This window comes from Paracoccus sp. Z118, assembly GCF_019061185.1.
In the GTDB taxonomy this organism is placed as follows: Bacteria; Pseudomonadota; Alphaproteobacteria; order Rhodobacterales; family Rhodobacteraceae; genus Paracoccus.
Genome location: NZ_JAHQZU010000002.1, coordinates 248,066 through 270,625 on the forward strand (window position 1 = coordinate 248,066; position 22,560 = coordinate 270,625).

Annotated in this window: 25 protein-coding genes; 9 read left to right on the plus strand and 16 right to left on the minus strand. The window is 70.4% G+C overall.

Annotated elements, in window-relative coordinates; all coding sequences use genetic code 11:
• Positions 1-4: 4 nt before the first annotated feature.
• Positions 5-1,030, minus strand: a complete 1,026-nt coding sequence (locus KTN05_RS02810) for an MBL fold metallo-hydrolase (protein WP_371823256.1) — start codon at positions 1,028-1,030, stop codon at positions 5-7.
• Positions 1,027-2,721 carry an acyl-CoA dehydrogenase gene (locus KTN05_RS02815; protein WP_217327845.1) on the minus strand — a complete coding sequence of 565 codons (1,695 nt, stop codon included), beginning with the start codon at positions 2,719-2,721 and terminating at the stop codon, positions 1,027-1,029. The genes KTN05_RS02810 and KTN05_RS02815 overlap by 4 nt, the downstream gene beginning before the upstream one ends.
• A gap of 126 nt (positions 2,722-2,847) precedes the next feature.
• Here KTN05_RS02815 and KTN05_RS02820 point away from each other — a divergent pair, with 126 nt between their 5' ends.
• On the plus strand, positions 2,848-3,783 hold the full coding sequence (locus KTN05_RS02820) for an L-threonylcarbamoyladenylate synthase (protein ID WP_217327846.1): 936 nt from the start codon (positions 2,848-2,850) through the stop codon (positions 3,781-3,783).
• A gap of 54 nt (positions 3,784-3,837) precedes the next feature.
• The gene (locus KTN05_RS02825; RefSeq protein ID WP_217327847.1) at positions 3,838-4,665 is read left to right on the plus strand and encodes a uracil-DNA glycosylase family protein; all 828 of its coding nucleotides are present in this window, start codon (positions 3,838-3,840) and stop codon (positions 4,663-4,665) included.
• A 21-nt stretch (positions 4,666-4,686) separates the two neighbouring features.
• Here KTN05_RS02825 and KTN05_RS02830 read toward each other — a convergent pair whose 3' ends face one another.
• The gene (locus KTN05_RS02830) at positions 4,687-5,508 is read right to left on the minus strand and encodes a protein-disulfide reductase DsbD domain-containing protein (protein WP_217327848.1); all 822 of its coding nucleotides are present in this window, start codon (positions 5,506-5,508) and stop codon (positions 4,687-4,689) included.
• A 103-nt stretch (positions 5,509-5,611) separates the two neighbouring features.
• Between KTN05_RS02830 and KTN05_RS02835 the strand changes: the two genes are divergently transcribed.
• The 4 genes from KTN05_RS02835 to plsY all read left to right on the plus strand — a co-directional run bounded on the left by KTN05_RS02835 (position 5,612) and on the right by plsY (position 9,190).
• Complete coding sequence (locus KTN05_RS02835; RefSeq protein ID WP_217327849.1) at positions 5,612-6,193, plus strand: YqgE/AlgH family protein; 582 nt, start codon at positions 5,612-5,614, stop codon at positions 6,191-6,193.
• Between the two features lie 73 nt (positions 6,194-6,266).
• Positions 6,267-7,235 (plus strand): aspartate carbamoyltransferase catalytic subunit, encoded by a 969-nt coding sequence (locus KTN05_RS02840; RefSeq protein ID WP_217327850.1) that lies wholly within the window; start codon positions 6,267-6,269, stop codon positions 7,233-7,235.
• A 63-nt stretch (positions 7,236-7,298) separates the two neighbouring features.
• The gene (pyrC, locus tag KTN05_RS02845) at positions 7,299-8,606 is read left to right on the plus strand and encodes a dihydroorotase (protein ID WP_217327851.1); all 1,308 of its coding nucleotides are present in this window, start codon (positions 7,299-7,301) and stop codon (positions 8,604-8,606) included.
• Positions 8,603-9,190 (plus strand): glycerol-3-phosphate 1-O-acyltransferase PlsY, encoded by a 588-nt coding sequence (gene plsY, locus KTN05_RS02850; RefSeq protein WP_217327852.1) that lies wholly within the window; start codon positions 8,603-8,605, stop codon positions 9,188-9,190. Before pyrC ends, plsY begins: the two co-directional genes overlap by 4 nt.
• On the opposite strand, the gene KTN05_RS02855 is transcribed toward plsY, so the two are convergent.
• Together KTN05_RS02855 and KTN05_RS02860 are read right to left on the minus strand one after the other, a co-directional pair.
• Complete coding sequence (locus tag KTN05_RS02855) at positions 9,181-9,660, minus strand: isoprenylcysteine carboxyl methyltransferase family protein (protein WP_217327853.1); 480 nt, start codon at positions 9,658-9,660, stop codon at positions 9,181-9,183. The genes plsY and KTN05_RS02855 overlap by 10 nt on opposite strands.
• A gap of 3 nt (positions 9,661-9,663) precedes the next feature.
• Positions 9,664-10,746 carry a type III polyketide synthase gene (locus KTN05_RS02860; protein WP_371823257.1) on the minus strand — a complete coding sequence of 361 codons (1,083 nt, stop codon included), beginning with the start codon at positions 10,744-10,746 and terminating at the stop codon, positions 9,664-9,666.
• 122 nt (positions 10,747-10,868) lie between these two features.
• Between KTN05_RS02860 and KTN05_RS02865 the strand changes: the two genes are divergently transcribed.
• Positions 10,869-11,609, plus strand: a complete 741-nt coding sequence (locus KTN05_RS02865; protein ID WP_217327854.1) for an MBL fold metallo-hydrolase — start codon at positions 10,869-10,871, stop codon at positions 11,607-11,609.
• 4 nt (positions 11,610-11,613) lie between these two features.
• Here KTN05_RS02865 and KTN05_RS02870 read toward each other — a convergent pair whose 3' ends face one another.
• The 7 genes from KTN05_RS02870 to KTN05_RS02900 all read right to left on the minus strand — a co-directional run bounded on the left by KTN05_RS02870 (position 11,614) and on the right by KTN05_RS02900 (position 16,372).
• Entirely contained in the window at positions 11,614-12,489 is an 876-nt protein-coding gene (locus KTN05_RS02870; protein WP_217327855.1) for a 3-hydroxybutyryl-CoA dehydrogenase, read from the minus strand.
• A gap of 104 nt (positions 12,490-12,593) precedes the next feature.
• Entirely contained in the window at positions 12,594-13,520 is a 927-nt protein-coding gene (locus KTN05_RS02875; RefSeq protein WP_217327856.1) for an electron transfer flavoprotein subunit alpha/FixB family protein, read from the minus strand.
• Positions 13,520-14,278, minus strand: a complete 759-nt coding sequence (locus tag KTN05_RS02880) for an electron transfer flavoprotein subunit beta/FixA family protein (protein WP_217327857.1) — start codon at positions 14,276-14,278, stop codon at positions 13,520-13,522. Before KTN05_RS02880 ends, KTN05_RS02875 begins: the two co-directional genes overlap by 1 nt.
• A 109-nt stretch (positions 14,279-14,387) precedes the next feature.
• A complete protein-coding gene (locus KTN05_RS02885) occupies positions 14,388-14,960 on the minus strand; it encodes a cob(I)yrinic acid a,c-diamide adenosyltransferase (protein WP_217327858.1) in 573 nt (190 codons plus the stop codon).
• A complete protein-coding gene (locus KTN05_RS02890; protein WP_217327859.1) occupies positions 14,960-15,163 on the minus strand; it encodes a twin transmembrane helix small protein in 204 nt (67 codons plus the stop codon). The genes KTN05_RS02885 and KTN05_RS02890 overlap by 1 nt, the downstream gene beginning before the upstream one ends.
• Positions 15,164-15,190: 27 nt before the next feature.
• Entirely contained in the window at positions 15,191-16,009 is an 819-nt protein-coding gene (locus KTN05_RS02895; RefSeq protein ID WP_217327860.1) for an SDR family NAD(P)-dependent oxidoreductase, read from the minus strand.
• Positions 16,010-16,015: 6 nt separating this feature from the next.
• Entirely contained in the window at positions 16,016-16,372 is a 357-nt protein-coding gene (locus tag KTN05_RS02900) for a hypothetical protein (protein ID WP_217327861.1), read from the minus strand.
• 192 nt (positions 16,373-16,564) lie between these two features.
• Between KTN05_RS02900 and parC the strand changes: the two genes are divergently transcribed.
• On the plus strand, positions 16,565-18,820 hold the full coding sequence (gene parC / locus KTN05_RS02905) for a DNA topoisomerase IV subunit A (RefSeq protein WP_217327862.1): 2,256 nt from the start codon (positions 16,565-16,567) through the stop codon (positions 18,818-18,820).
• Between the two features lie 42 nt (positions 18,821-18,862).
• Here the strand turns inward: parC and KTN05_RS02910 are convergent, their stop codons facing one another.
• From KTN05_RS02910 to KTN05_RS02925, 4 genes are all read right to left on the minus strand, one after another.
• The gene (locus KTN05_RS02910; RefSeq protein ID WP_217327863.1) at positions 18,863-19,456 is read right to left on the minus strand and encodes a cytochrome b/b6 domain-containing protein; all 594 of its coding nucleotides are present in this window, start codon (positions 19,454-19,456) and stop codon (positions 18,863-18,865) included.
• On the minus strand, positions 19,453-19,902 hold the full coding sequence (locus KTN05_RS02915) for a cytochrome c (protein WP_217327864.1): 450 nt from the start codon (positions 19,900-19,902) through the stop codon (positions 19,453-19,455). Before KTN05_RS02915 ends, KTN05_RS02910 begins: the two co-directional genes overlap by 4 nt.
• 202 nt (positions 19,903-20,104) lie before the next feature.
• The gene (locus tag KTN05_RS02920; RefSeq protein WP_217327865.1) at positions 20,105-20,974 is read right to left on the minus strand and encodes a tellurite resistance TerB family protein; all 870 of its coding nucleotides are present in this window, start codon (positions 20,972-20,974) and stop codon (positions 20,105-20,107) included.
• 89 nt (positions 20,975-21,063) lie between these two features.
• Positions 21,064-22,356, minus strand: a complete 1,293-nt coding sequence (locus KTN05_RS02925) for a glycerate kinase (protein WP_217327866.1) — start codon at positions 22,354-22,356, stop codon at positions 21,064-21,066.
• 111 nt (positions 22,357-22,467) lie between these two features.
• Here KTN05_RS02925 and KTN05_RS02930 point away from each other — a divergent pair.
• A partial coding sequence (locus tag KTN05_RS02930; RefSeq protein WP_023878051.1) for a GTP-binding protein occupies positions 22,468-22,560 on the plus strand: 93 nt, incomplete at its 3' end.

A 22,560-nucleotide genomic window follows, 5' to 3' on the forward strand; every position in this document is an offset into this window, starting at 1 on the left:
GCTGTCACGCCCCCCACAGCGTTCCGCCGTCCTTTGTCCGCCCCACCGGCGCGATCAGGCCACGCTGGCGCAGGCAGTTGATATGGGCGACCGCCTCGACCACCGCGAGGCCGAAGACGGCATCCTCGATCCGGCGCCGGAACAGCAGGTCGAAGCAGCCGACCGCGGTGCGGGGCGCGCGCCGCAGATCCTCCGCCAGCCGGGTCAGGGCCGATTCGTGATTCTCGGTCATCGCCGAAAGCCGCGCGGGAAGGCCCCGGAAGGGCAGCTTGTGGCCGGGCAGGACGAGATGGCGGTCCTCGGCCAGCGCGGCCAGCGTCGCGCAGCTTTCCAGCCAGCCGGTCACGGGATCGGCGTCGGGCTCGTTCGGATAGACGCCGAGATTGGGCGAGATGCCCGGCAGGATCTGGTCGGCGCCGATCACCAGGTCGTCATCCTGCGACCAGAGCGTCACCTGCTCGGGCGCGTGACCCTCGCCCAGCACCACCCGCCAGTCGCGGCCGCCGAAACGGACCTCCTGCCCCTCGGTCAGCCGGACAAAGCCCGGCGGCAGCGGATGGGCGTTGTCCGAGGCGTTCCACGGCCGCTCGGCCATCCGCGCCGCCAGCTTGTCCGCCGGCATTCCGGCGCGTCGCCAGAACGCTTCCTGCTGCGGCGTCGCCTGTTCCTGCACGTCCAGCCACAGCATCCGCGCCATGAGCCAGCTTGCCCGGCTGGTCCACAGCTCGGCCCCGCGCGTCATCAGCCAACCGGCAAGGCCGATATGGTCCGAGTGGTGGTGCGTCGCGATCACCCGCACCACGGGCGCCCCGGAAAGAGGGCCGTCCAGCAGCGCCTGCCACGCCGCGCGGGCGCGGGGGGTGTCGAAGCCGGTATCGACGACCGTCCAGCCTTCCGCGTCACGGAAGGCGTAGGAGTTCACGTGGTTCAGCCGCATCGGCAGCGGCAGGCGCATCCACAGGACGTCCGGCGCGATCTCCACAGCCTCGCCGTCAGCCGGGGCATCGGTCCACGGGTGGTGGATCGTCACGCCGCCGTGCCCGAGAACGCGGCGTCCGGCACCGCGTCGAGATCCGCGACCCCCGCCTTCGCCTCGGCCAGATCGGCGGCATAGCGGGGCAGGATGCGGGTGATGTAGATCCGGGCCAGCGCCTTGCGGGCGTCGTCCCCGGCCATCGCCGCGGTCAGGTGATAGCTTGCGCCCAGCACGCGGGCGAAGGCGTCGAGATACGGCACCGCGCCGGCGAAGCGGTCCTGCATTCCCGTCTCGACCAGCGCCGAGGTCGCCTCGCGCAGCGCCTCGGCCGCGTCCCAGACGGGCGCGGCAAGGTCGGGCAGCGCGGATTGCGCGGCCTGCACCCCGTCCATCACCTCGTCCAGCAGGCGCATCGCGGCCTCGCCCCCGTCCATCATCTTGCGGCCCACAAGGTCCATCGCCTGAATCCCGTTGGTGCCTTCGTAGATGGGCGTGATCCGCACGTCGCGCAGATACTGGGCCGCGCCGGTCTCCTCGATGAAGCCCATGCCGCCGTGGACCTGCACCCCGGTGTCGGCCACGCGGCAGCCGACATCGGTGCCGTGCGCCTTGGCGATCGGGGTCAGCAGCGCGGCGCGGGCGGCCCATTCGTCGTCGCCCGTCGCCCGCGCCATGTCCAGCGCAGCGGCGCAGGACAGGCAGATGGCGCGGGCGGCGAACACCTCGGCCCGCGAGGTCGCCAGCATCCGGCGCACGTCGGCATGGCGGATGATCGGCCCCATCTGGTCGCGCTCGGCCGCATAGGCGGCGGCCTGCTGCAACGCGGCCTCGGCCAGCGCGACGCCCTGCACGCCGACGCCGAGGCGGGCCGCGTTCATCATCGTGAACATCGACGCCATGCCCTTGTGTTCCTCGCCGATCAGCCAGCCGGTCGCGCCCTCGAAGCTCATCACGCAGGTGGGGCTGCCGTGGATGCCCAGCTTGTGTTCCAGGCTGACGACCCGCAGGCTGTTGGCGACGCCGGGCTTGCCGTTCTCGTCGGGCAGGTATTTCGGCACCATGAACAGGCTGATGCCCCTGGTCCCTGCCCCGCCATCGGGCAGGCGGGCCAGCACCGCGTGGCAGACGTTTTCCGTCACGTCGCTGTCGCCCCAGGTGATGAAGATCTTCTGCCCGGTGATGCGGTAGCTGCCGTCATCCGCCCGTTCCGCCCTGGTCGTCAGCGCGCCGACGTCCGAGCCCGCGCCGGGTTCGGTCAGGTTCATCGTGCCGGACCACTCGCCGGAAATCAGCTTGGGCAGATACAGCGCCTTCATCTCGTCACTGGCGTGATGCTCCAGCGCCTCGATTTGGCCCTGGGTCAGCAGCGGGTTGAGCTGCAGCGACAGGCACGCCCCCGCCATCATCTCGGCCACCGCCATGTTCAGCGTCTGCGGCAGCCCCGCGCCGCCATATTCGGGGTTGGCGGACAGCCCGATCCAGCCGCCCTCGGCGATGGCGCGGAAGCCCTGATCGAAGCCGGGCGAGGACCGCACCGCGCCGTTTTCCAGCGCCGCGCCCTTCAGATCGCCCGCCCGGTTCAGCGGCGCCAGCACTTCCGAGGACATGCGCCCGGCTTCGGTCAGAATGGCGTCCACGGTGTCGCCGGTCGCTTCGGCGAACCGCTCGGTGCCAGCGATCTGCTCGAACGGCAGGAGGTTGCGCAGGATGAACGTGATGTCCTCGACCGGTACCTGGTAAGCCATTCTTTTCCCCCTTGCGCCTTGGCAATATCCTGCGGCGCGCCTATCACTCGTCGCTCCGCGACAGAGTAGATGCGCCCGCTTGGTGTGCAAGCCGCGACCCCACGTCAAGTGCCACCAGGGCCATTCATGCAGACGGAACGCCTCAACCCCGACGAAGACGGCATCGGCCGCGCCGCCCGGCTGCTTACGGCGGGCGAGGTGGTCGCGGTCCCGACCGAGACGGTCTATGGCCTCGCCGGCAATGCCCGGAACGCCGAAGCCGTCGCGCGGATCTATGCTGCCAAGGGGCGGCCCAGCTTCAACCCGCTGATCGTGCATGTGGCCGACAGGGAAGCCGCCGGGCGGATCGGCGTGTTCGGGGACGAGGCGCGGCAATTGGCGGCGCTGTGGCCGGGTGCGCTGACGCTGGTGGTGCCGCTGCGCGAGGCGGCCGGCATCGCCTCGCTTGTCACGGCGGGGCTGGAGACGGTGGCGCTGCGGGTCCCCGCGCATCCGGTGGCGCGGGCGCTGCTGCGCCGCTTCGGCGGGCCGCTCGCCGCGCCCTCGGCCAACGTCTCGGGGCGGATCAGCCCGACGACGGCGGCGCATGTGCTGGACCCGGATGGCGGCCTCGACGGCCGCATCGCGGCGGTTCTGGACGGCGGCGCCTGCCCGGTCGGGCTGGAATCCACAATCGTCGGCTGGCGCGAAGGCCGCGCGACGCTGCTGCGGCCCGGCGGGGTTCCGGTGGACGCCATCGAGGCGGTGATCGGTCCGCTCGCGCAGCCCGGCGAGCTTGCCGCGCCGGACGCGCCGGGACAGCTGTCCAGCCACTACGCCCCGAACGCCCCCCTGCGGCTGAACGCGGACGCGCCGCGCGAGGGAGAGACCTTCATCGCCTTCGGCCCCGGCCCGCTGACCCTGTCGCCCCGCGCCGACACGACCGAGGCCGCGGCCCGGCTGTTCGACGTGCTGCGGCAGGCCGACCGGCTGGGCCGCCCGATCGCCGTGGCGCGGGTCCCCGACGAGGGGCTGGGCCTTGCCATCAACGACCGCCTGCGCCGCGCCGCCGCGCCGCGATAGGCCGCAGCGCCCCTCCCTGCTTGTGCCGCCGCCCGCGCTGCTTATCCTGCCGCCATGACCGCAGACCCGATCTGGAGAGGATTCGCGCTGGACGCGGAAACCGCGCTCGCGCTGCTCGACTGGCAGCGCGAGATGGGGGTGGACGAGCCGATGCTCGACACGCCCGTGGACCGCTATGCCGAAGCCGCGCGCGCGCCCGCGCCCGCCGCGCCGGTCCCGGCAGCCGCGCCCCGGACTGGCCCCCAGACGGCGCCCCAAACCGCGTCCGAAAGCGACACCGACGACCTGCCCGCCCGCGCCGCCGCGCTGGCTTCCCGCGCGGAAACGCTTGAGCAGCTTGCGGCGGCGGTGGAAAGCTTCGACGGGCTCGACATCCGCAAGGGCGCCCGCAGCTTCGTCTTTGCAGACGGCAACCCCGCCGCGCGGGTGATGATCGTGGGCGAGGCGCCGGGCGAGGACGAGGACCGGATGGGCCGCCCGTTCGTCGGCCGAGCCGGGCAGTTGCTCGACCGGATGCTGGACGCGATCGGCCTTGCCCGCGACGCGGTGGACGCCGAACGGGCGGTCTACATCACCAACGTCCTGACGTGGCGCCCGCCGGGCAACCGTGCGCCGCTGCCGGCCGAGATCGACGCGATGCGCCCCTTCCTCGCCCGCCATGTCGAGCTTGCCGCCCCCGATCTGCTGATCCTGATGGGCAACGCCGCCTGCCAGGCCGCGCTGGGGCGGCAGGGCGTGCTGCGGATGCGGGGCAAATGGGCCACGGCCTGGGGCCGCCCCGCCATGCCGATGACGCATCCGAGCTATCTGTTGCGCACCCCCGCCGCCAAGCGCGATGCGTGGGCCGACCTGCTGGAAATCGCGGCGCGGCTGTCAGCCTGACGCTCTCGGCCTTACGACGGCTCAGCCCGAAACCGTCTCGGCACAACCCCGATATTCCACCGCGCCGCCGGCCGAGATCAGCGTGACCCGCAGCTTGTCCGTATCCAGCGGAAACGGCTTGCCGCTCGGCGCGACGAAATCGGCGACCGCCGTCACCTGCCCGCCCTGCTCGGTCAGTTCGGCCTGCGAGACCCAGATCCCGTCCTGCATCAACTCCATCGCCGCCGCCGCGCCCGCCCCGGCCTCGGGGATCGTGGCGGCGACCTGCACCCCGTCCGCGATGTCGGTCACGTGGCAGGTCAGCGCCCCTTCGCCCGCTGCCGGAACCCGCGCCAGCGCCTCGGCGATGCGCGGGTCGAACCCGTCCCCCTCGGGCGCCGCGGCCAGCCGGACCCGCGCGGGCACGCAGACATCCTCGCAAAGGCCGAAGTTCAGCCTCACGTCCAGCGCCACCGGCTCGCCCGCCGCCTGCGGGGTCAGCCGGATCGGCAGCAGCAGCTCGTCATGGTAGCCCAGCGTCCGCTCGCCGCCCGAATCGATCACCTCGGGGCGCGGCCAGAGCGGCTGCGCGCCCGCCAGGTTGGCCGAACCGGACCAGTCGAACTCGGGCGGCACGCCGCTGTCGCCGGGGCTGCGCCAATAGGTCTTCCACCCCGGCTCCAGCACCAGCCGCAACGCGGTCATGCGGCTTCCGTCGGGCGCGGTCTGGACCGGCAGCAGCTCGGCCGAGGTCAGCCCCGGCGGCGGCGGCTCGCCGACATGGCTCTCGCTCGCATGGGCCGCGCCTGCATGGCCCAGGGCCGCCGCGCACAGAAGAACCGGGATCAGGGCTTTCGCGTTCATCCTTTCGATCTAGGGTCCTGCGGCCCGCAGGTGAAGTCACAACTTCGCCACGCCCTTGCGCGGCGGCGGCGCGATGCCGATCTTGGACGGGAGAGGTAGGCACATGAACAACACAGACTCGCTGACCGGCAAGGTCCTGATCGCGATGCCCGGCATGAGCGACCCGCGCTTCGCCCGCTCCGTGGTGCTGATCTGCGCCCATGGCGACGAGGGCGCGATGGGGCTGGTCGTCAACCGGCCCCTGACCGGGCTGGAGTTCGGCGACCTGCTGAAACAATTGGAGATCGAGCCGACCGCCGACGCCCGCGACGTCCCCGTGCATTTCGGCGGCCCGGTCGAGCCGGGGCGCGGCTTCGTGCTGCACCGCGCCAGGGGCGTGCGCCCCGAGGACGAGCCGGAAGGGCGGATGCGGATCGGTGACAGCGACCTTGCCATGGCGACGACCCGCGACATCCTCGAAGACCTCGCCCGTGGGCGCGGGCCGGACGACGCGGTGCTGTCGCTGGGCTATGCGGGCTGGGACGCCGGGCAGCTCGAGCAGGAGATGCTGGCCAACGGCTGGCTGACCGCCGAGGCCAGCGACGACATCCTGTTCGGCGCCGACAACGAGCATAAATGGCAGATCGCGCTGAAATCGCTGGGGATCGACCCGGTGATGCTGTCCTCGACCGCCGGGCGCGCCTGACCTTCCCCGCGCCGGGTTCTTGCCCCGCGCCGCCGATCTTGCGATACAGGCCCCGCATCCAGCGGAGGCCCCCATGACGTTCCGTGCCCGTCACCTTCTCGGCGTCGAGCAGCTTGCCCCGGACGAGATCACCACCCTTCTCGACCTCGCCGAAACCTATGTCGCGCTGAACCGCCGCACGATGAAGCACGGCGACGCGCTGGAGGGGCTGACCCAGATCAACCTGTTCTTCGAGGCGTCCACCCGCACCCAGTCCAGCTTCGAGCTGGCCGGCAAGCGGCTGGGCGCGGACGTGATGAACATGGCCGTCGCGCAGTCCTCGGTGAAGAAGGGCGAGACGCTGATCGACACCGCGCTGACGCTGAACGCGATGCAGCCCGACCTGCTGGTGGTGCGGCACCCCCATTCCGGCGCGGTGAACCTGCTGGCCGAAAAGGTGAACTGCGCGGTCGTGAACGCGGGCGACGGGCGGCACGAGCATCCGACGCAGGCGCTGCTGGACGCGCTCACGATCCGCCGCGCCAAGGGGCGGCTGCACCGGCTGACGGTGGCGATCTGCGGCGACATCGCTCACAGCCGCGTCGCCCGGTCCAACATGATCCTGCTGGGCAAGATGGAAAGCCGCCTGCGGCTGGTCGGCCCGGCGACGCTGATGCCCTCGGGCGCGGCGGACTGGGGCTGCGAGATCTGCGAGGACATGCGCGAGGGGCTGCGGGACGCCGACGTGGTGATGATGCTGCGGCTTCAGAAGGAGCGCATGGACGGCGGCTTCATCCCGTCCGAGCGGGAATACTATCACCGCTGGGGGCTGGACGCCGAAAAGCTGGCGCTGGCCAAGCCCGACGCGATCGTCATGCATCCGGGGCCGATGAACCGGGGGGTCGAGATCGACGGCACCATCGCGGACGACATCAACCGATCCGTCATCCAGGACCAGGTCGAGATGGGTGTCGCCGTCCGCATGGCCGCCATGGACCTGCTGGCCCGGAACCTGCGGGCCGAGCGTGGGGCGAAGGCGGCCGAGGGGGGCGTCCATGTCTGAGCCGTTCGTTCGGGCGGCGCGGCCGCATGGGTATTTGAACCAGAAAGAAGCCGGGGCGCTTTCATGATCCTGCATTTCACCAATGCCCGGCTGATCGATCCCGAGGCGCTGACCGACGGGCCCGGCAGCCTGACGGTGCAGGACGGCGTGATCTCGGCCCAGGATGACGACGCGCCGGCGGGGGCGACGGTGGTCGATTGCGGCGGCAGGTATCTGGCGCCGGGAATCGTGGACTGGGGCGTCAAGATCGGCGAGCCGGGCGAGCGGCACAAGGAATCCATGCGCAGCGCGGCGCTGTCGGCGCTGGCTGGGGGGGTCACCACCATCGTCGCCCGGCCCGACACCCTGCCCCCGATCGACACGCCCGAGTCGCTGGAGTTCGTGACCCGCCGCGCCGCCGAGCAGCCGGTCCGCATCCGCCATCAGGCGGCGCTGACGCGCGGCCGCGAGGGGCGCGAGATGGTCGAGTTGGGTTTCCTACAGGACGCGGGCGCGGTGGCCTTCACCGATGGCGTGCGGGTGGTCGAGAGCACCAAGCTGCTGGCCCGCTGCATGACCTATGCACGGGGCCTCGGCGCGCTGATCGTGGGCCATCCGCAGGATGCGGGGCTTTCGCGCGGGGCGGCGGCGACCGGCGGCAAGTTCGCCTCGCTTTACGGCATCCCCGCCGTTTCGCCGCTGGCGGAGCGGATGGGGCTGGAGCGGGACCTGGCGCTGGTGGAGGCCACGGGCGTTCGCTGGCACGCCGACCAGATCACCACGGCGGCCGCGCTGCCGGTGCTGGACCGGGCGCGGGCGGCGGGGCTGGACGTGACGGCGGGCACCTCGATCCACCATCTGACGCTCAACGAGTTCGACGTGGGCGATTATCGCACCTTCTTCCGGCTGACCCCGCCCTTGCGGTCCGAGGATGATCGGCTGGCGCTGGTCGAGGCGGTGGCCGACGGCACCATCGACGTGATCGGCAGCTTCCACACCCCGCAGGACGAGGAGGTGAAGCGCCTGCCCTTCGAGGTCGCAGCACCCGGCGCAGTCGGGCTGGAGACGCTGCTGCCCGCCGCGATGCGGCTGTTCCATCAGGGCGGCGTGTCCCTGCCCCGGCTGTGGCGGGCGATGTCGCTGAACCCGGCGGACCGGCTGGGCCTGCCCGGCGGGCGGCTGGCGGTCGGCGCACCCGCCGATCTGGTCCTGTTCGATCCGCACGCGCCCTTCGTGCTGGACCGCTTCACCCTGCGCTCGAAGTCCAAGAACACGCCTTTCGACGGCGCCCGGATGGAGGGGCGGGTGCTGGGCACCTGGGTCGGCGGGCGGCAGGTCTATGGCAGGGGCGGGGCGGACGCCGCCGAGGTCCGGGCAGAGGTGGGCGCATGACCGCCCTGCTTTGGGCCGTGATGGGCTATCTGCTGGGCTCGGTCCCGTTCGGCGTCGTCATCACCCGCGCGCTGGGTCTGGGCGATCTGCGCCAGATCGGCTCGGGCAATATCGGCGCGACCAACGTGCTGCGCACCGGCCACAAGGGCGCGGCGCTGGCGACGCTGCTGATGGACAGCGGCAAGGGCGCCATCGCGGTGCTGCTGGCCCGCTGGCTGGGCGGCGAGGATGCGGCGCTGGCCGCCGGGGCCGCCGCGTTCCTCGGGCATCTGTTCCCGGTCTGGCTGGGGTTCAGGGGCGGCAAGGGGGTCGCGACGTTCCTCGGCACGGTTCTGGCGCTGTTCTGGCCGGTGGGGCTGATCGCCTGCGCGTTATGGCTGGCGACGGCGGCGCTCACGCGGATCTCGTCGCTCTCGGCGCTGGTGGCGGCCACGGGGGCGCCGGTCATGGCGTGGGTCTTCGGCCTGCCGATGCTGGCGCTGGTGCTGGCCTTCATGGCGGCGCTGATCTTCATCCGCCATCGCGCCAACATCCAGCGCCTCATGGCCGGGACCGAGCCGCGGATCGGCCGCCGTCAGGGGTAGAGCGCCCGGTTTTCGGCCCGCAGCCGGACGCTGAGCACGGCGGCGTTGAGGATCGAGAACAGCAGCGCCACCCCCGTCAGCCCCAGCACCATCGGCGCGACGGCGATTTCCAGCACGACGAGCGTGTAGTTCGGGTGGCGCAGGACGCGGAACGGGCCGCGCTTCACCAACGGCACGTCCAGCGCGATGATCCGAGTCGTCCAGCGCGGGCCGAGCGTGGCGATGATCCAGACCCGGAAGGCTTGCAGGATCGTGAAGCCGGCCAGCCAGCCGGGATGGACCGGCTGTCCCCAGCCGAAGATGGCGATGGCAGCAAGCCAGCCGGCGTGCAGCGCGACGATCAGCGGGTAGTGCCCGGCCCCATGTTCCACCGCGCCGCGAGCCAGCAGCCGCCGTGTGTTGCGGCGGGCCAGCGCCAGTTCGGCAAGGCGCTGGACGATCAGGAAGGCGATGAACAGCGCCGCCGCCATGCCTCAGACGTCCAGCGGCAGCAGCGACAGGGTGAAGCCCGGACCCAGCGCCGACAGCATCAGCCTGCCGCCGGGGTTTCGGGCCAGCACCTGCTGAAGCACGAACAGCACGGTGGGCGAGGACATGTTGCCCGCGATCCGCAGCACCTCGCGCTCGGCGTCCAGCGTGCCGGGGGGCAGCGCCAGCGCGTCCTCGATGGCGGTGACGACCTTGGCGCCGCCGGGGTGGCAGACCATCCGCTGCACCGGCTCCGCCCCCAGCGCGGGGGCCATCGCCGCATAGGCGGCGCCGAGGTTGGCGGCGGCGAAGCCCGGAATCGAGCGGTCGAAGATCACCCCCAGCCCCAGATCGTCCACGTCCCACCCCATGATCTCGAGCGTTTCGGGCCACATATGCTGCACCCCGCGCCCGACCAGCGGCCCCGTCCCCTCGCCCGAGCCCAGCACCGCCGCAGCCGCACCGTCGCCGAACAGCGCCGTGGCGATGATGTCGGCCTTGTCCAGCCGGTCCATGCGGAACAGCAGCGTGCAGGTCTCCACGGCGACCATCAGCACCCGCGTTCCCGGCCGCGCCGCCGCGAGTTCCCGCGCGATGGCGAGCCCGCTCACCCCGCCCGCGCAGCCGAGGCCGAACACCGGCACCCGCAGCACGTCGGCGCGGAAACCCATGTCGCGGGCGGCGCGAGCCTCCAGCGTGGGGGTGGCGATGCCGGTCGAGGAGACGGTGACGATCGCGTCGATCGCCTTGGCCGGCAGTCCGGCGGCGGCGAGCGCCCGCCCCGCCGCGTCGCGGAACAGCGCATCCGCCCCCGCCAGAAAGGCGTCGTTGCGGGCCTTCCAGCCATGCGGCTGGCCGAACCATTCCAGCGGCACGACCGACCCGCGCTGGTCGATGCCCGCGTTCTCGAAGGCCGCGACGATCCGCTCGAACTGCGGATAGCGCGGGGCCAGCAGCTCGCGGGCGCGGGACACGACATCTCTCTGCCGCAGCACATGGGGCGGCAGCGCGGTGGAGAGGCCGAGCAGGCGGACCTCTGCCGGGACGGGAATGGCGGACAGGGTCGGGCTGGTCAGATGCGCGGTCACGGCAGAACCCCCGCGGCGCGGATCGCGCCGACTGCATCAACCATAGCCGCGCCCGTCCGTTCCGTCACCTTCCCGCAACCGCCCCGCCGTGGCGCGCGTTGGGCGGCAAAGGGATTTCGGCCATGCAGATCACCTTCGTCGGCTGCGGAGACGCCATGGGCAGCGGTGGGCGCTTCAACACCTGCTTTCACATCGCAGGCGATGCGCCGCCGTTCCTGATCGATTGCGGCGCAACGTCGCTGGTCGCGCTCAAGCGGGCGGGGATCGACCGCGAGGCCATCCGCACGATCTTCGTGACCCATTTCCACGCCGATCACTTCATGGGACTGCCGTTCTTCGTGCTGGACGCGCAGCAGCTGTTGAAACGCAAGAAGCCGCTGACCATCGTCGGCCCCGAAGGGCTTTCGGCGCAGTTCGGCACGGCCATGCGGGCGGCGTTCCAAAGCTCCGCCACGGCCGACCGCGGCTTCGAGATCCGGCTGGAGGAAATCGCGCCGGAAACCCCGCGAAAGGTGAACGGCGTCCGCGTCACGGCGACCCGCGTCCGGCACGGCAAGGACGCGAACGGCCCCTTTCTCGGCTATCGGTTCGAGCAGGGCGGCCGGACGCTCGCCTATACCGGCGACACCGAATGGACCGAGGCGCTGATCGGTCTTGGCCGGGACGCAGACCTGCTGATCTGCGAATGCAGCTTTCTCAAGCCGCAGGGCCGCTTCCATCTGGACGCGGAGACGCTGCGCCAGAACCTGCCCCGCGCCGGCGCGAAGCGGGTGATCCTGACCCATATGGGCGAAGAGGTGCTGGCGGAACGGGCCGGAATCGGGTTCGAGACCGCCGAGGATGGGATGACCCTGACGCTGTGAGGCGTCAGCGGGTCGGCACCGGCTCCTCGCCGCGATAGTCGTAGAAGCCGCGCCCGGTCTTGCGGCCCAGCCAGCCGGCTTCGACGTATTTCGTCAGCAGCGGGCAGGGGCGGTATTTCGTATCCGCCAGCCCCTCGTGCAGCACGTTCATGATCGACAGGCAGGTATCCAGCCCGATGAAGTCGGCCAGCTCCAGCGGCCCCATCGGATGATTCGCGCCCAGCTTCATCGATTCGTCGATGGATTTGACCGAACCCACGCCCTCGTAGAGCGTATAGACCGCCTCGTTGATCATCGGCATCAGGATGCGGTTGACGATGAAGGCCGGGAAATCCTCGGCGCTGGCGCTGGTCTTGCCCAGCTTCTCGACCACCTCGCAGAGGGTGCGATAGGTCGGCTCGTCGGTGGCGATGCCGCGGATCAGTTCGACCAGCTGCATCACCGGCACGGGGTTCATGAAGTGGAAACCCATGAACTTCTCGGGCCGGTCGGTCCGGCTCGCCAGCCGGGTGATGGAGATCGACGAGGTGTTCGAGGTCAGGATCGTGTCGGGCTTCAGATGCGGCAGAAGCTGGTCGAAGATCTTCTGCTTGATCTCCTCACGTTCGGTCGCGGCCTCGATCACCAGATCGCACTGGCCCAACTCGGTGATGTCGGTCGTCGTGCCGATGCGGCCGAGGGCGGCGGCCTTGTCCTCGGCCTGGATCTTGCCGCGGCTGACCTGGCGTTCGAGGTTCCTGTCGATCAGCGTCAGCGCCTTCTGGATGGCGTCCTCGCTGATGTCGGTCATCAGCACGTCATAACCGGCCAGCGCGAACACATGCGCGATGCCGTTGCCCATCTGCCCCGCACCGACAATCCCAACCGACTGAACCGCCATATTCCATCCTTTTCGCGTGTCGGCGCGAACATAGCAGAATCGCCTGCCGCCTCAATGCAGAAGCCGCCCGCGCGACGGCGGGCGGCTGGTTGTTTCCGCAAGCCTCAGATCTTCTCGGTCAGTTCCGGCAGGACGGTGAACACGTCGCCCACCAGCCCGTAATCGGCGACCTGGAAGATCGGCGCTTCCTCGTCCTTGTTGATCGCCACGATCACCTTGCTGTCCTTCATCCCCGCGAGATGCTGGATCGCGCCCGAGATGCCGGCGGCGATATAGAGATCCGGGGCGACCACCTTGCCGGTCTGGCCCACCTGCCAGTCGTTCGGCGCATAGCCCGAATCGACCGCCGCGCGGCTTGCCCCGACGGCGGCGCCCAGCTTGTCGGCCAGTTTCTCGATCAGGTCGAAGTTCTCCTTGGACCCCATCGCCCGGCCGCCCGAGACGATCCGCTTGGCCGAGGTCAGCTCGGGCCGGTCGGAATGCGCCACCTCGTCGGAAACCCAGCTCGTCAGGCCGGGGTCGGCCGCCGAGGGCGCGGTTTCGACCGACGCCGAACCGCCCTGGCCCGCCGCGTCGAAGCTGGCGATGCGGACGGTGAAGACCTTGACCTTGTCCGACGATTTCACCGTCTGCACGGCGGCCGAGGTGAAGGCCGAACGTTCGAACGTGTCCGCATCGACGATCTTGCTGACCTCCGGGATCACCATCACGTCCAGCAGCGCGGCGGCGCGGGGCAGGACGTTGCGCGCATCGGTCGTGCCCGGCGCGGCGATGTGCGAGAATTGCGGCGCAAGCTCGACCACCAGCGCGGCCATCGGCTCGGCCAGGCGGTGGGCGTAGGTCTCGCCCTCGGCCACCAGCACCTTCGACACGCCGTCGATCGTCGCGGCCTCGTCGGCGGCGGCTTTCGCGCCCTCGCCCGCGACCAGAACCGTCACGTCACCCAGCGGCGCGACCGCGGTCACGGCCTTCGCTGTCGCGTCCAGGTTCAGCCCGTTTTCGGCCATCTCGGCCAGCAGCAGCACAGCCATCAGATCACCCCCGCGGCTTTCAGTTTCGACACCAGCTCATCGACCGAGGCGACCTTCACCCCCGCCTTGCGCCCCTCGGGCTCGGCGGTCTTCACCACCGTCAGCCGCGGCGAGACATCGACGCCGTAATCGGCGGCGGTCTTCTCCTCCAACGGCTTCTTCTTCGCCTTCATGATATTCGGGAGCGAGGCATAGCGCGGCTCGTTCAGCCGCAGGTCGGCGGTGACGATGGCCGGCAGCTTCACGGCGACGGTCTGAAGGCCCCCATCGACCTCGCGCGTGACCTTGGCGGTGTCGCCCTCGACCTCGATCCTGCCGGCCTGCGTCGCCTGACCCCAACCGAGCAGCGCCGCGAGCATCTGCCCGGTCGCGTTCATGTCGTTGTCGATCGCCTGCTTGCCGGCGATCACCAGCTGCGGCTGTTCCTCGTCGATCACGGCTTTCAGCAGCTTGGCGACGGCCAGCGGCTCGATGTCCTGATGCACGTCATCGGCGGCCTGCACGAGGATGCCGCGATCCGCGCCCATGGCGAGCGCGGTGCGGATCGTCTCGGCCGCCTGCTTGACGCCGATGGACACGACGACGATCTCGGTCGCGACGCCCTTTTCCTTCAGCCGGATCGCCTCTTCGACCGCGATCTCGTCGAAGGGGTTCATCGACATCTTCACGTTCGCCAGATCGACACCAGATCCGTCCGCCTTCACGCGGGCCTTCACGTTAAAGTCGATCACGCGCTTGACTGGCACGAGAACCTTCATCGGTCTCTCTCCCTTGAGTAGCGTCACCAATATCGCTGCCTCAGATAGCCGGGTGGTCCGGGGTTTTACAGCGTAATTTTGCTGCAACTGCACCAAACCCCTGCCGCGCCTAGCGCGAGGCGCCCGGAACCCACAGGATATCGCCCTGCCCGCCCGCATTCGCGACGCGCGCGGCGATGAACAGCCAGTCGGACAGGCGGTTGAGATAGCGGATCGCGGCGGGGTTGGCGTCACCCTCGACTGCCAGCTCGGTCGCGCGGCGCTCCGCCCGCCGCGCCACGGTGCGGGCCAGATGCAGATGCGCGGCCAGCGCCGAGCCGCCCGGCAGGATGAAGCTGCGCAGGGGCGACAGGTCCGCGTTCATCTCGTCCATCTCGGCTTCCAGCCGGTCCACCTGGCTCTGGATCATCCGCAGCACCGGATAGCCGGCAGCGTCGTCGGCGGCCATGTCGGGCCGCGCAAGATCGGCGCCGAGGTCGAACAGCTCGTTCTGGATCACCGCTAGCCGCTCGGCCATGTTGCCTTCCGCCACCAGCCGGCACAGGCCCAGCGTCGCGTTCAGCTCGTCCACCGAGCCGTAAGCCTCGACTCGCGCGGAATGCTTGGGAACGCGGGCGCCGTTCGACAGGGCGGTGTCGCCCTTGTCGCCGGTGCGGGTGTAGATGCGGTTCAGGACGACCATCAGCCGCCGCCCCGCAGCGCCACGAACGCCAGGATCAGCGCGATCGAGATCGCTTGCGCGATGATCCGCCAGCGCATCAGCTTGTTGCCGTTGCGGCGGTTGAACTCGCCCCCGCGGGCAAAGCCGCCGAGGCCGGTCATCAGCACCGCCGTGGTGGCGAGCAGCGCAAGGACGATCAGCAGGAAAAGGATCATGTCGGGCATGAGGCACCGCCTTTCAGGGGTGCGATCCTAGCTCCGCCGGGCGAACCAGTCCAGTGCGCGCGTGGGCAGCATCCGCTTGCCGGCGGCAGAGATCCGCGTCGCGGCCGTGACCCCGTAGCGGGCACGGGGCGCGGGGCTTTCCAGCGCGTGGACCAGCCGGGCGCTGACGGCGGACGGGGGCAGCTCGAACCGGTCCTTGCCGGATGGCTCGTAGAGCCGCTTGAGCAGGCTGCGGCGGTATTGCTCGACCCGAGGGCTGTTCTCCCAGTCGATCCACCGCTCGAAATGGGGGATCGCGTTGACGCGGATGCGGCTGGTGATCGGCCCCGGCTCGATCAGGATGACGCGGATCGGCGTGTCCTCCATTTCCAGCCGCAGCACGTCGGTGAGGCCTTCCAGCGCGAACTTCGTCGCGCTGTAGGCCCCGCGCCAGGGGATGCCGACGAGGCCCAGGACAGAACTGACATTGACGATTCGCCCCGCGCCGTTCGCCCGGAAATGCGGGATCATCCGGCAGGTCAGGTCGTGGGTGCCGAAGAGGTTGACCTCGAAGATCGCCCGCAGCCCGTCGCGCGGCAGATCCTCCACCGCGCCGGGCAGGGCGAAGGCGGCGTTGTTCACCAGCGCATCGACGGGGCCGTGGGACAGCGCAAGGTCCGCCGCGTCCGCCACCGATTGCGGATCGGCCAGATCCAGCGGGACGGGGATCATCCCCTCGGCCTCGCGCGCGGCCAGATCCTCGGGCTTGCGGCAGGTGGCGAGGACCGTCCAGCCGCGCGCCGTCATGGTGCGGGCGGCGTCGAGGCCGATGCCGGACGAACAGCCGGTGATCAGGACGGTGGGCACGCGGGCTCAGACCGGGTTGATGGCGCTGGTCGGGACATAGCCCGTGAACTGCGGCAGGATCACGGCGGCCCAGCCCTGCGCGGGCCGGTCCCACATGCCGCGGATGGTGCGGACCTCCTGCCCTTCCACGAGATTGCCGACCACCAGCGATTCCAGCGACGGACCCGACCAGACCGGCACGTCCTGCACGACCTCCGCCCAGGTGGGAACGACGACGCGCTGTCCGGTGAAGCGGTCCAGCGGGATCATCACCGCCGCCGGGCCGAGGCCGGCGACATTCGCGCCGCCGCCCGCCCCGCCGGAACCCAGCAGGGCCAGCGCCACGAACAGCGCCGACATGGTGATCATCAACAACCTGAACATCTGCCTTCTTGCCCGCTGCTCGGCCGGGCAACCTCCGTTTGCCGGATTGGTCATTACGAAAGGCAACGCTGGTGTGACAACCCTGTTCCCCCCGTCACGCGGGATTGATGCCTGTTTTTCAGGCAGCGACATTTGCGCAACAGCTTTCCGACGCGACTTTCCATCGCGGCGCGAAACCCCTATTCCGCGCGGATGACCAGCGCACCCGACGATCCCGACCTGCCCCCCGAAGACCTGCCGCCGGAAGATGACGCGCCGCGCATGACGGCCGAGCCGCTGTCGCGCGCCATCGGCGAGCGTTACCTGACCTATGCGCTGTCCACGATCATGCACCGGGCGCTGCCGGATGCGCGCGACGGGCTGAAGCCGGTCCACCGCCGCATCCTCTATGCGATGCGCGAATTGCGGCTGTCGCCGACCGGCGGCTTCCGCAAATCGGCCAAGATCTCCGGCGACGTGATGGGGAACTACCACCCGCACGGAGACGGCGCGATCTATGACGCGATGGCGCGTTTGGCGCAGCCCTTCGCGATGCGCTACCCGCTGGTGAACGGCCAGGGGAACTTTGGCTCCATCGACGGCGACAGCCCCGCCGCCAGCCGCTACACCGAGGCGCGGCTGACCCTTGCCGCCGAGGCGCTGATGGACGGGCTGGCCGAGGACGCGGTGGACTTCCGCCCGAACTACGACGGCACGCTGGAAGAACCTGTCGTGCTGCCGGCGGCGTTCCCGAACCTGCTCTGCAACGGCGCAAGCGGCATCGCCGTGGGGATGGCGACCAACATCCCGCCCCACAACCTGCATGAGGTGATCGACGCCTGCCTGCATCTCATCAAGTCGCCCGACGCGCGCGACGACACGCTGATGGCGATCATGCCGGGGCCCGACTTCCCGACCGGCGGCGTGCTGGTGGAAAGCCCGGAAACGCTGCGCGAGGCTTACCGCACCGGGCGCGGTTCCCTGCGCCTGCGCGCCCGCTGGAGCCGCGAGGATCTGGGTCGCGGCCAGTGGCAGATCATCGTGACCGAGATTCCCTATCAGGTACAGAAATCCAAGCTGATCGAGCGGCTGGCGGATCTGGTCAACACCCGCAAGATCCCCATCCTCGCCGATGTGCGCGACGAATCCGCCGATGACATCCGCATCGTGCTGGAACCCCGCACCCGTCAGGTGGACCCCGAGCAGCTGATGGCCGCCCTGTTCCGGGTCAGCGATCTGGAAACCCGCTTCGGCCTCAACATGAACGTGCTGATCGACGGCCGCGTGCCCAAGGTCTGCTCGCTCAAGGAAGTCCTTCGCGCCTTCCTCGACCACCGGCGCGAGGTGCTGGTCCGCCGCTCGAACTTCCGGCTGGAGAAGATCGCGGCCCGGCTCGAGGTGCTGGCGGGCTACATCGTCGCCTATCTGAACCTCGACCGGGTGATCGAGATCATCCGACACGAGGACGACCCCAAGGCCGTGATGATGGCCGAGTTCGGTCTGTCCGACGTGCAGGTCGAGGCGATCCTGAACATGCGCCTGCGCGCGCTGCGCCGGCTGGAGGAGATCGAGCTTCGGGCCGAGCATGACCGCCTGATCGAGGAACGCGCCGCGCTGTCCGCCATGCTGGCCGACGAGGGCAGCCAGTGGACCCGCATCGCCGCGCAGCTCAAGGAAGTGCGCGGCCTCTTCGGCAAGTCCACCCCCGAAGGCCTGCGCCGCACCGAGATCACCGAATCCGAGGACGTGCAGCCGCTCGACATGGACGCGATGATCGAGCGCGAGCCGCTGACCGTGATCCTGTCCAAGATGGGCTGGATCCGCGCGATGAAGGGCCACCAGCCGCTGGACGCCGAGGTGAAGTTCCGCGACGGGGACGAGCCGTTCATGGCGCTCCACGCCGAAACCACCGACAAGCTGGTGATCTTCGGCGCGAACGGAAGGTTCTACACGCTGCCCGCCAACAACCTGCCCGGCGGGCGCGGGCAGGGAGAGCCGCTGCGGCTGATGATCGACCTGCCCAACGATGCCGCCGTGATCGACATGTTCCCGTGGCGCGATGATACGCAGTTCCTCATGGCGTCCCGCGCGGGCGACGGGTTCATCGTGAACGCGGGCGACATCCTCGCCCAGACCCGCGCCGGCAAGCAGGTGCTGAACGGCGATGCGTTGCTGATCCGCCGCGTGTCGGGCGACCATCTGGCCGTGGTGGGCGACAACCGCAAGCTGCTGGTGTTCCCGATCGCCGAACTGCCCGAGATGTCGCGCGGCAAGGGCGTGCGGCTGCAACGGTTCAAGGACGGGGGCCTCGCGGACGCGAAGTTCATCACCCTGTCGGTGGGCCTGTCGTGGCAGGACCCGGCGGGCCGCACCCGGACCGAGTCCGACCTCACCGAATGGCTCGGCAAGCGCGCGAGCGCCGGCCGGATGGCGCCGCGCGGGTTCCCGCGCGACAACCGCTTCAACTGACCATGAGGCCGCCTTGCAGGGCGGCCTTTTCCGTCAGCGGCCTCAGTCCTCGCGGCGCACCATCTTCCAGCCGGTGATCATCGGCCGCACCAGATCCTCGCGCTTCCAGAAGCGGTAATAGAGGATCATCCCCACGTGCAGCAGCACGAGGATCAGGATCAGCCACGTCCCCAGATTGTGCCAGCCCACGGCGGCGGTGGAGGTCGCGCGGCTCACCTGACCGGCCAGCGGCCCGACATTGATGAAGTCGTCGGGGTCGGAAATCAGCCCCGTCACGACCTGCGCCACAAGCACCAGCAGCATGGCGATCACCGACAGCGCCCCCAGCGGGTTGTGGCCGGGCCAATGCGACGGCTCGCGCCGGAAGATGCCCCGGCCATAGGCGATGACCTTGCGCGGGCCGGTGACGAAATGGGTGAAGCGGGCCGGCCTGGGGCCGCCCAGCCCCCACACCAGCCGGAACACCAGCAGCCCGCCGACGATGTAGCCGCACCAGAAATGCAGCGTCATGTTCAGCGGGCCGAACTGCCCCAGCAGCCATGCCGCGATCACGAAGAACGCCAGAAGCCAGTGATAGACCCGCAGAAGCGGGTCCCACAGCCGGACCCTGACGGGCTCTCCGCCCGCGCCGGTCATTTCGCGCGATACTGGTCGTGGCAGGCCTTGCAGGTGCCGCCGAGGCTCTGGACCACGGCCGCCACCTGCTCCCGCCCGCCTTTCACGCCCTCGGGGGCGGCGGCGGCGGCGGCGGTGAAATCATTGTGCTTGGCGCGGACGTCGTCGAGGTTCTGCCAGGCCGCCGGAAGCGCGTGGCTGCCCTCCACCTCGCCCTGCGCGGTGCCGGGCAGGAAATGCATCTCGACCTCGTAATTGCCGAGCGCGGCGAGGTTCCGGGCGTGGAACGTGGCCAGCGCCTCGTCATAGTCCAGATCGCCCTTGGCCATCGCGGCCAGCGGGCCCATGTTCGTGGCGACCGCGGTCATGTAGCCCTGCCGGGCCTTGAGCGCGTCGCGCTGCGCGTCGTCCTGGGCAAGCGCGGCAACGGGGGTGAGCAGGATGGCGGCGGCGAGGATCAGGCGCATATGCGGCTCCCATGGCTATGATGCAGGCGCAGCATGCCCCGTAACCGCGCCATGTGCAGATCACGTTTGCGTCAAACTTTGCGCACCTTCTTGAATCGTAACGATTTCATGACACCGGCCGTCTTCGGTGGCGAAGTATCCCCGCCGGAGGCGCCGGAGCGGTGAAGCCGGACCCGCCCGGCCGCCCCGGTGCGCAATCCCGTCAGCTGTAAAGGTTCTTCACCCCGATCTGCTCGTGAACCTCGTCCACCGCATCCTGCCGCAGCCCCAGCGCCTGGGCGAGCTCGCGCAGATAGACCGCCTCATGCTCGTGGTCGAAGTCGATCGCCAGGACGGACATCATGTAGACCTGCCGCTCCAGCCCCTCGGGCACCTCGCGGGCCAGCGCGCGGGCGTCCACGGGCGCGGCCATCTGGTCGCGGATGAACTGCTGCTCCTGCGCGTCCAGATTGCCAAGCTGGCCCATGAGCCGCTGGCGCTCGGCCTCGTCGATCTCGCCATCCGCCTTGGCCGCCTGGATCATGGCTTTCAGCATCAGACCGGCGACGGCGTTCTGCTCGGGCGTGGGCGTGACGCTCGGCTCATCCTGGCGCGACATCGCATCGTTGAGGACCTCGCCGAAGGTGGCGTCGTTGCGGGGCTGCGAATCCCGCTGCGCCGGACCGCGCAGCAGATCGCCCAGCATGCCGCCGGCCGCGCCGCCCAGCACCCCGCCAAGGATGCCGCCGCCGCTCGACGCTCCGGTCGGCGGCCCGCCCGCGCGCCGGGTATAGCCGTCGATCAGCCCGCCGATCCCGCCGGACGCGCCGCCCGCCGTCTGCCCGCCATAGGGCCGCCCGGTGCCGGGGTTCGCCGCCGTGCGGCCGCCCAGCACCTGCCCGATCATGTCGCCAAGGCCGCCGCCGCCGGTCCGCGTGTTTCCGCTGCCGCCGAGCAGATCGCCCAGGATGCCGCCCCCGGTCGAGTGGCCGCCGCGCCCTTGGGGCTGCTGCTGCCGCTGCATCATGTTGCCGATGCCCTTGGCCAGCATCACGCCTGCCGCGACCTTGGCGAGGGATTTCATCATGGACATGGTGTCACTCCGATATGTGGCCGCCCGCTGGAGGCGGGGGTCCGTCGGCTCCGCAACGTCCCTCGCCCGGCGGCGGTTCCGCGCGGGGTTCAGCCGCCCGGCACGATGAGGATGGCGCGGAAGTCGTTGACGTTGGTGAGCGTCGGGCCGGTGACGACCTGCCCGCCCGCCGCCGCGAAGAACCCGTGCGCATCGTTGCTGTCCAGCGCCCGCCCCGGATCGACCCCCGCCGCCCGCGCACGCGCCAGCGTATCGGGCCCGATCACCGCCCCGGCAATCTCGGCCGCGCCATCGACTCCGTCGGTATCGCAGGCGATCGCATGGATGCCCGGCGCGCCGTCCAGCGCCACCGCGAGCGCCAGCGCGTATTCGGCATTCGGCCCGCCGGTCCCCCCGCCGGTCCCATCGCCCCGCTGCGTCACCGTCAGCTCGCCCCCCGACAGCAGCAGCAGCGGGGGCGAGCCGGCCGCGCGTTCCGCCTGCTCGCGCAGCGCCAGCGCCGCGTGATCCCCGGCGACGTCCCGCGCCTCGCCCTCGATCCGGTCGCCGAGAATGCGGACCTCGCAACCCTCGCTGCGGGCCAGCTCCGCCGCCGCCTCCAGCGACTGCGCGGGCGCGGCGACGATGCGGTTCTCCACCAGCGCAAGCCGCGCATCGCCGGGCGGCACCACGCCCATGGCGGCCCCCAGCGCCGCCGTCACCGGCTCCGGCACCGCCACCGACCAGCGCGCCAGCACCGCCCGCGCATCCTCCGGCGTCGAGCCATCGCCGACAGTCGGCCCCGAGCCGATGAACGCCGGATCGTCCCCCGGCACGTCCGAAATCAGCAGCGCCAGCATCCGCGCGGGATGGGCGGCGGCGGCAAGCTGGCCGCCCTTCACCCGGCTCAGATGCTTGCGGACCACGTTCATGCGGTCGATGGGCGCCCCGCTGGCCAGCAGCGCCGCGTTCACGCGCCGCTTGTCCTCCAGCGTCAGCCCGTCCGCAGGCGCGACCAGCAGCGCCGAGGCCCCGCCCGAGATCAGCGCCAGCGCCAGATCCCCCTCGCCCAAGCCCCGAAGCAGGTCGAGCATCCGCGCCGTCGCGGCCGCTCCCGCCGCGTCGGGAACCGGGTGCGATGCCTCGACGATCTCGATCCCTTGCGTCGGGCGCCCGTGGCCGTAGCGGGTGATGACCAGCCCCTCGCACGGCCCCCAGGCGCTTTCCACCGCCTCGGCCATCCGCGCGCTCGCCTTGCCGGCGCCGACGACCACCACCCGGCCTTCCGGGCGGGGCGGCAGATGGGCGGGAACCACCTCCATCGGATCGGCGCGGGCGACGGCGCGGTCGAAAAGGGTCCGCAGCAGGCGCGGCGGGTCAATCTTGTGGTCAGGCTGGCTCATCTGGGTCCTCCCGGCGGTCGCAGAGCTTGATTTTTCCATGACCGCCTTATAAGTCGCGGCGATCTTTCCCAAGGGGGCGGAGTCGCCGCCGCCCGTCACCAGGAGGCCACGATGGCAAAGGCAAAATTCGAACGGACGAAACCGCACGTCAACATCGGGACGATCGGTCACGTCGATCACGGCAAGACCACGCTGACGGCGGCG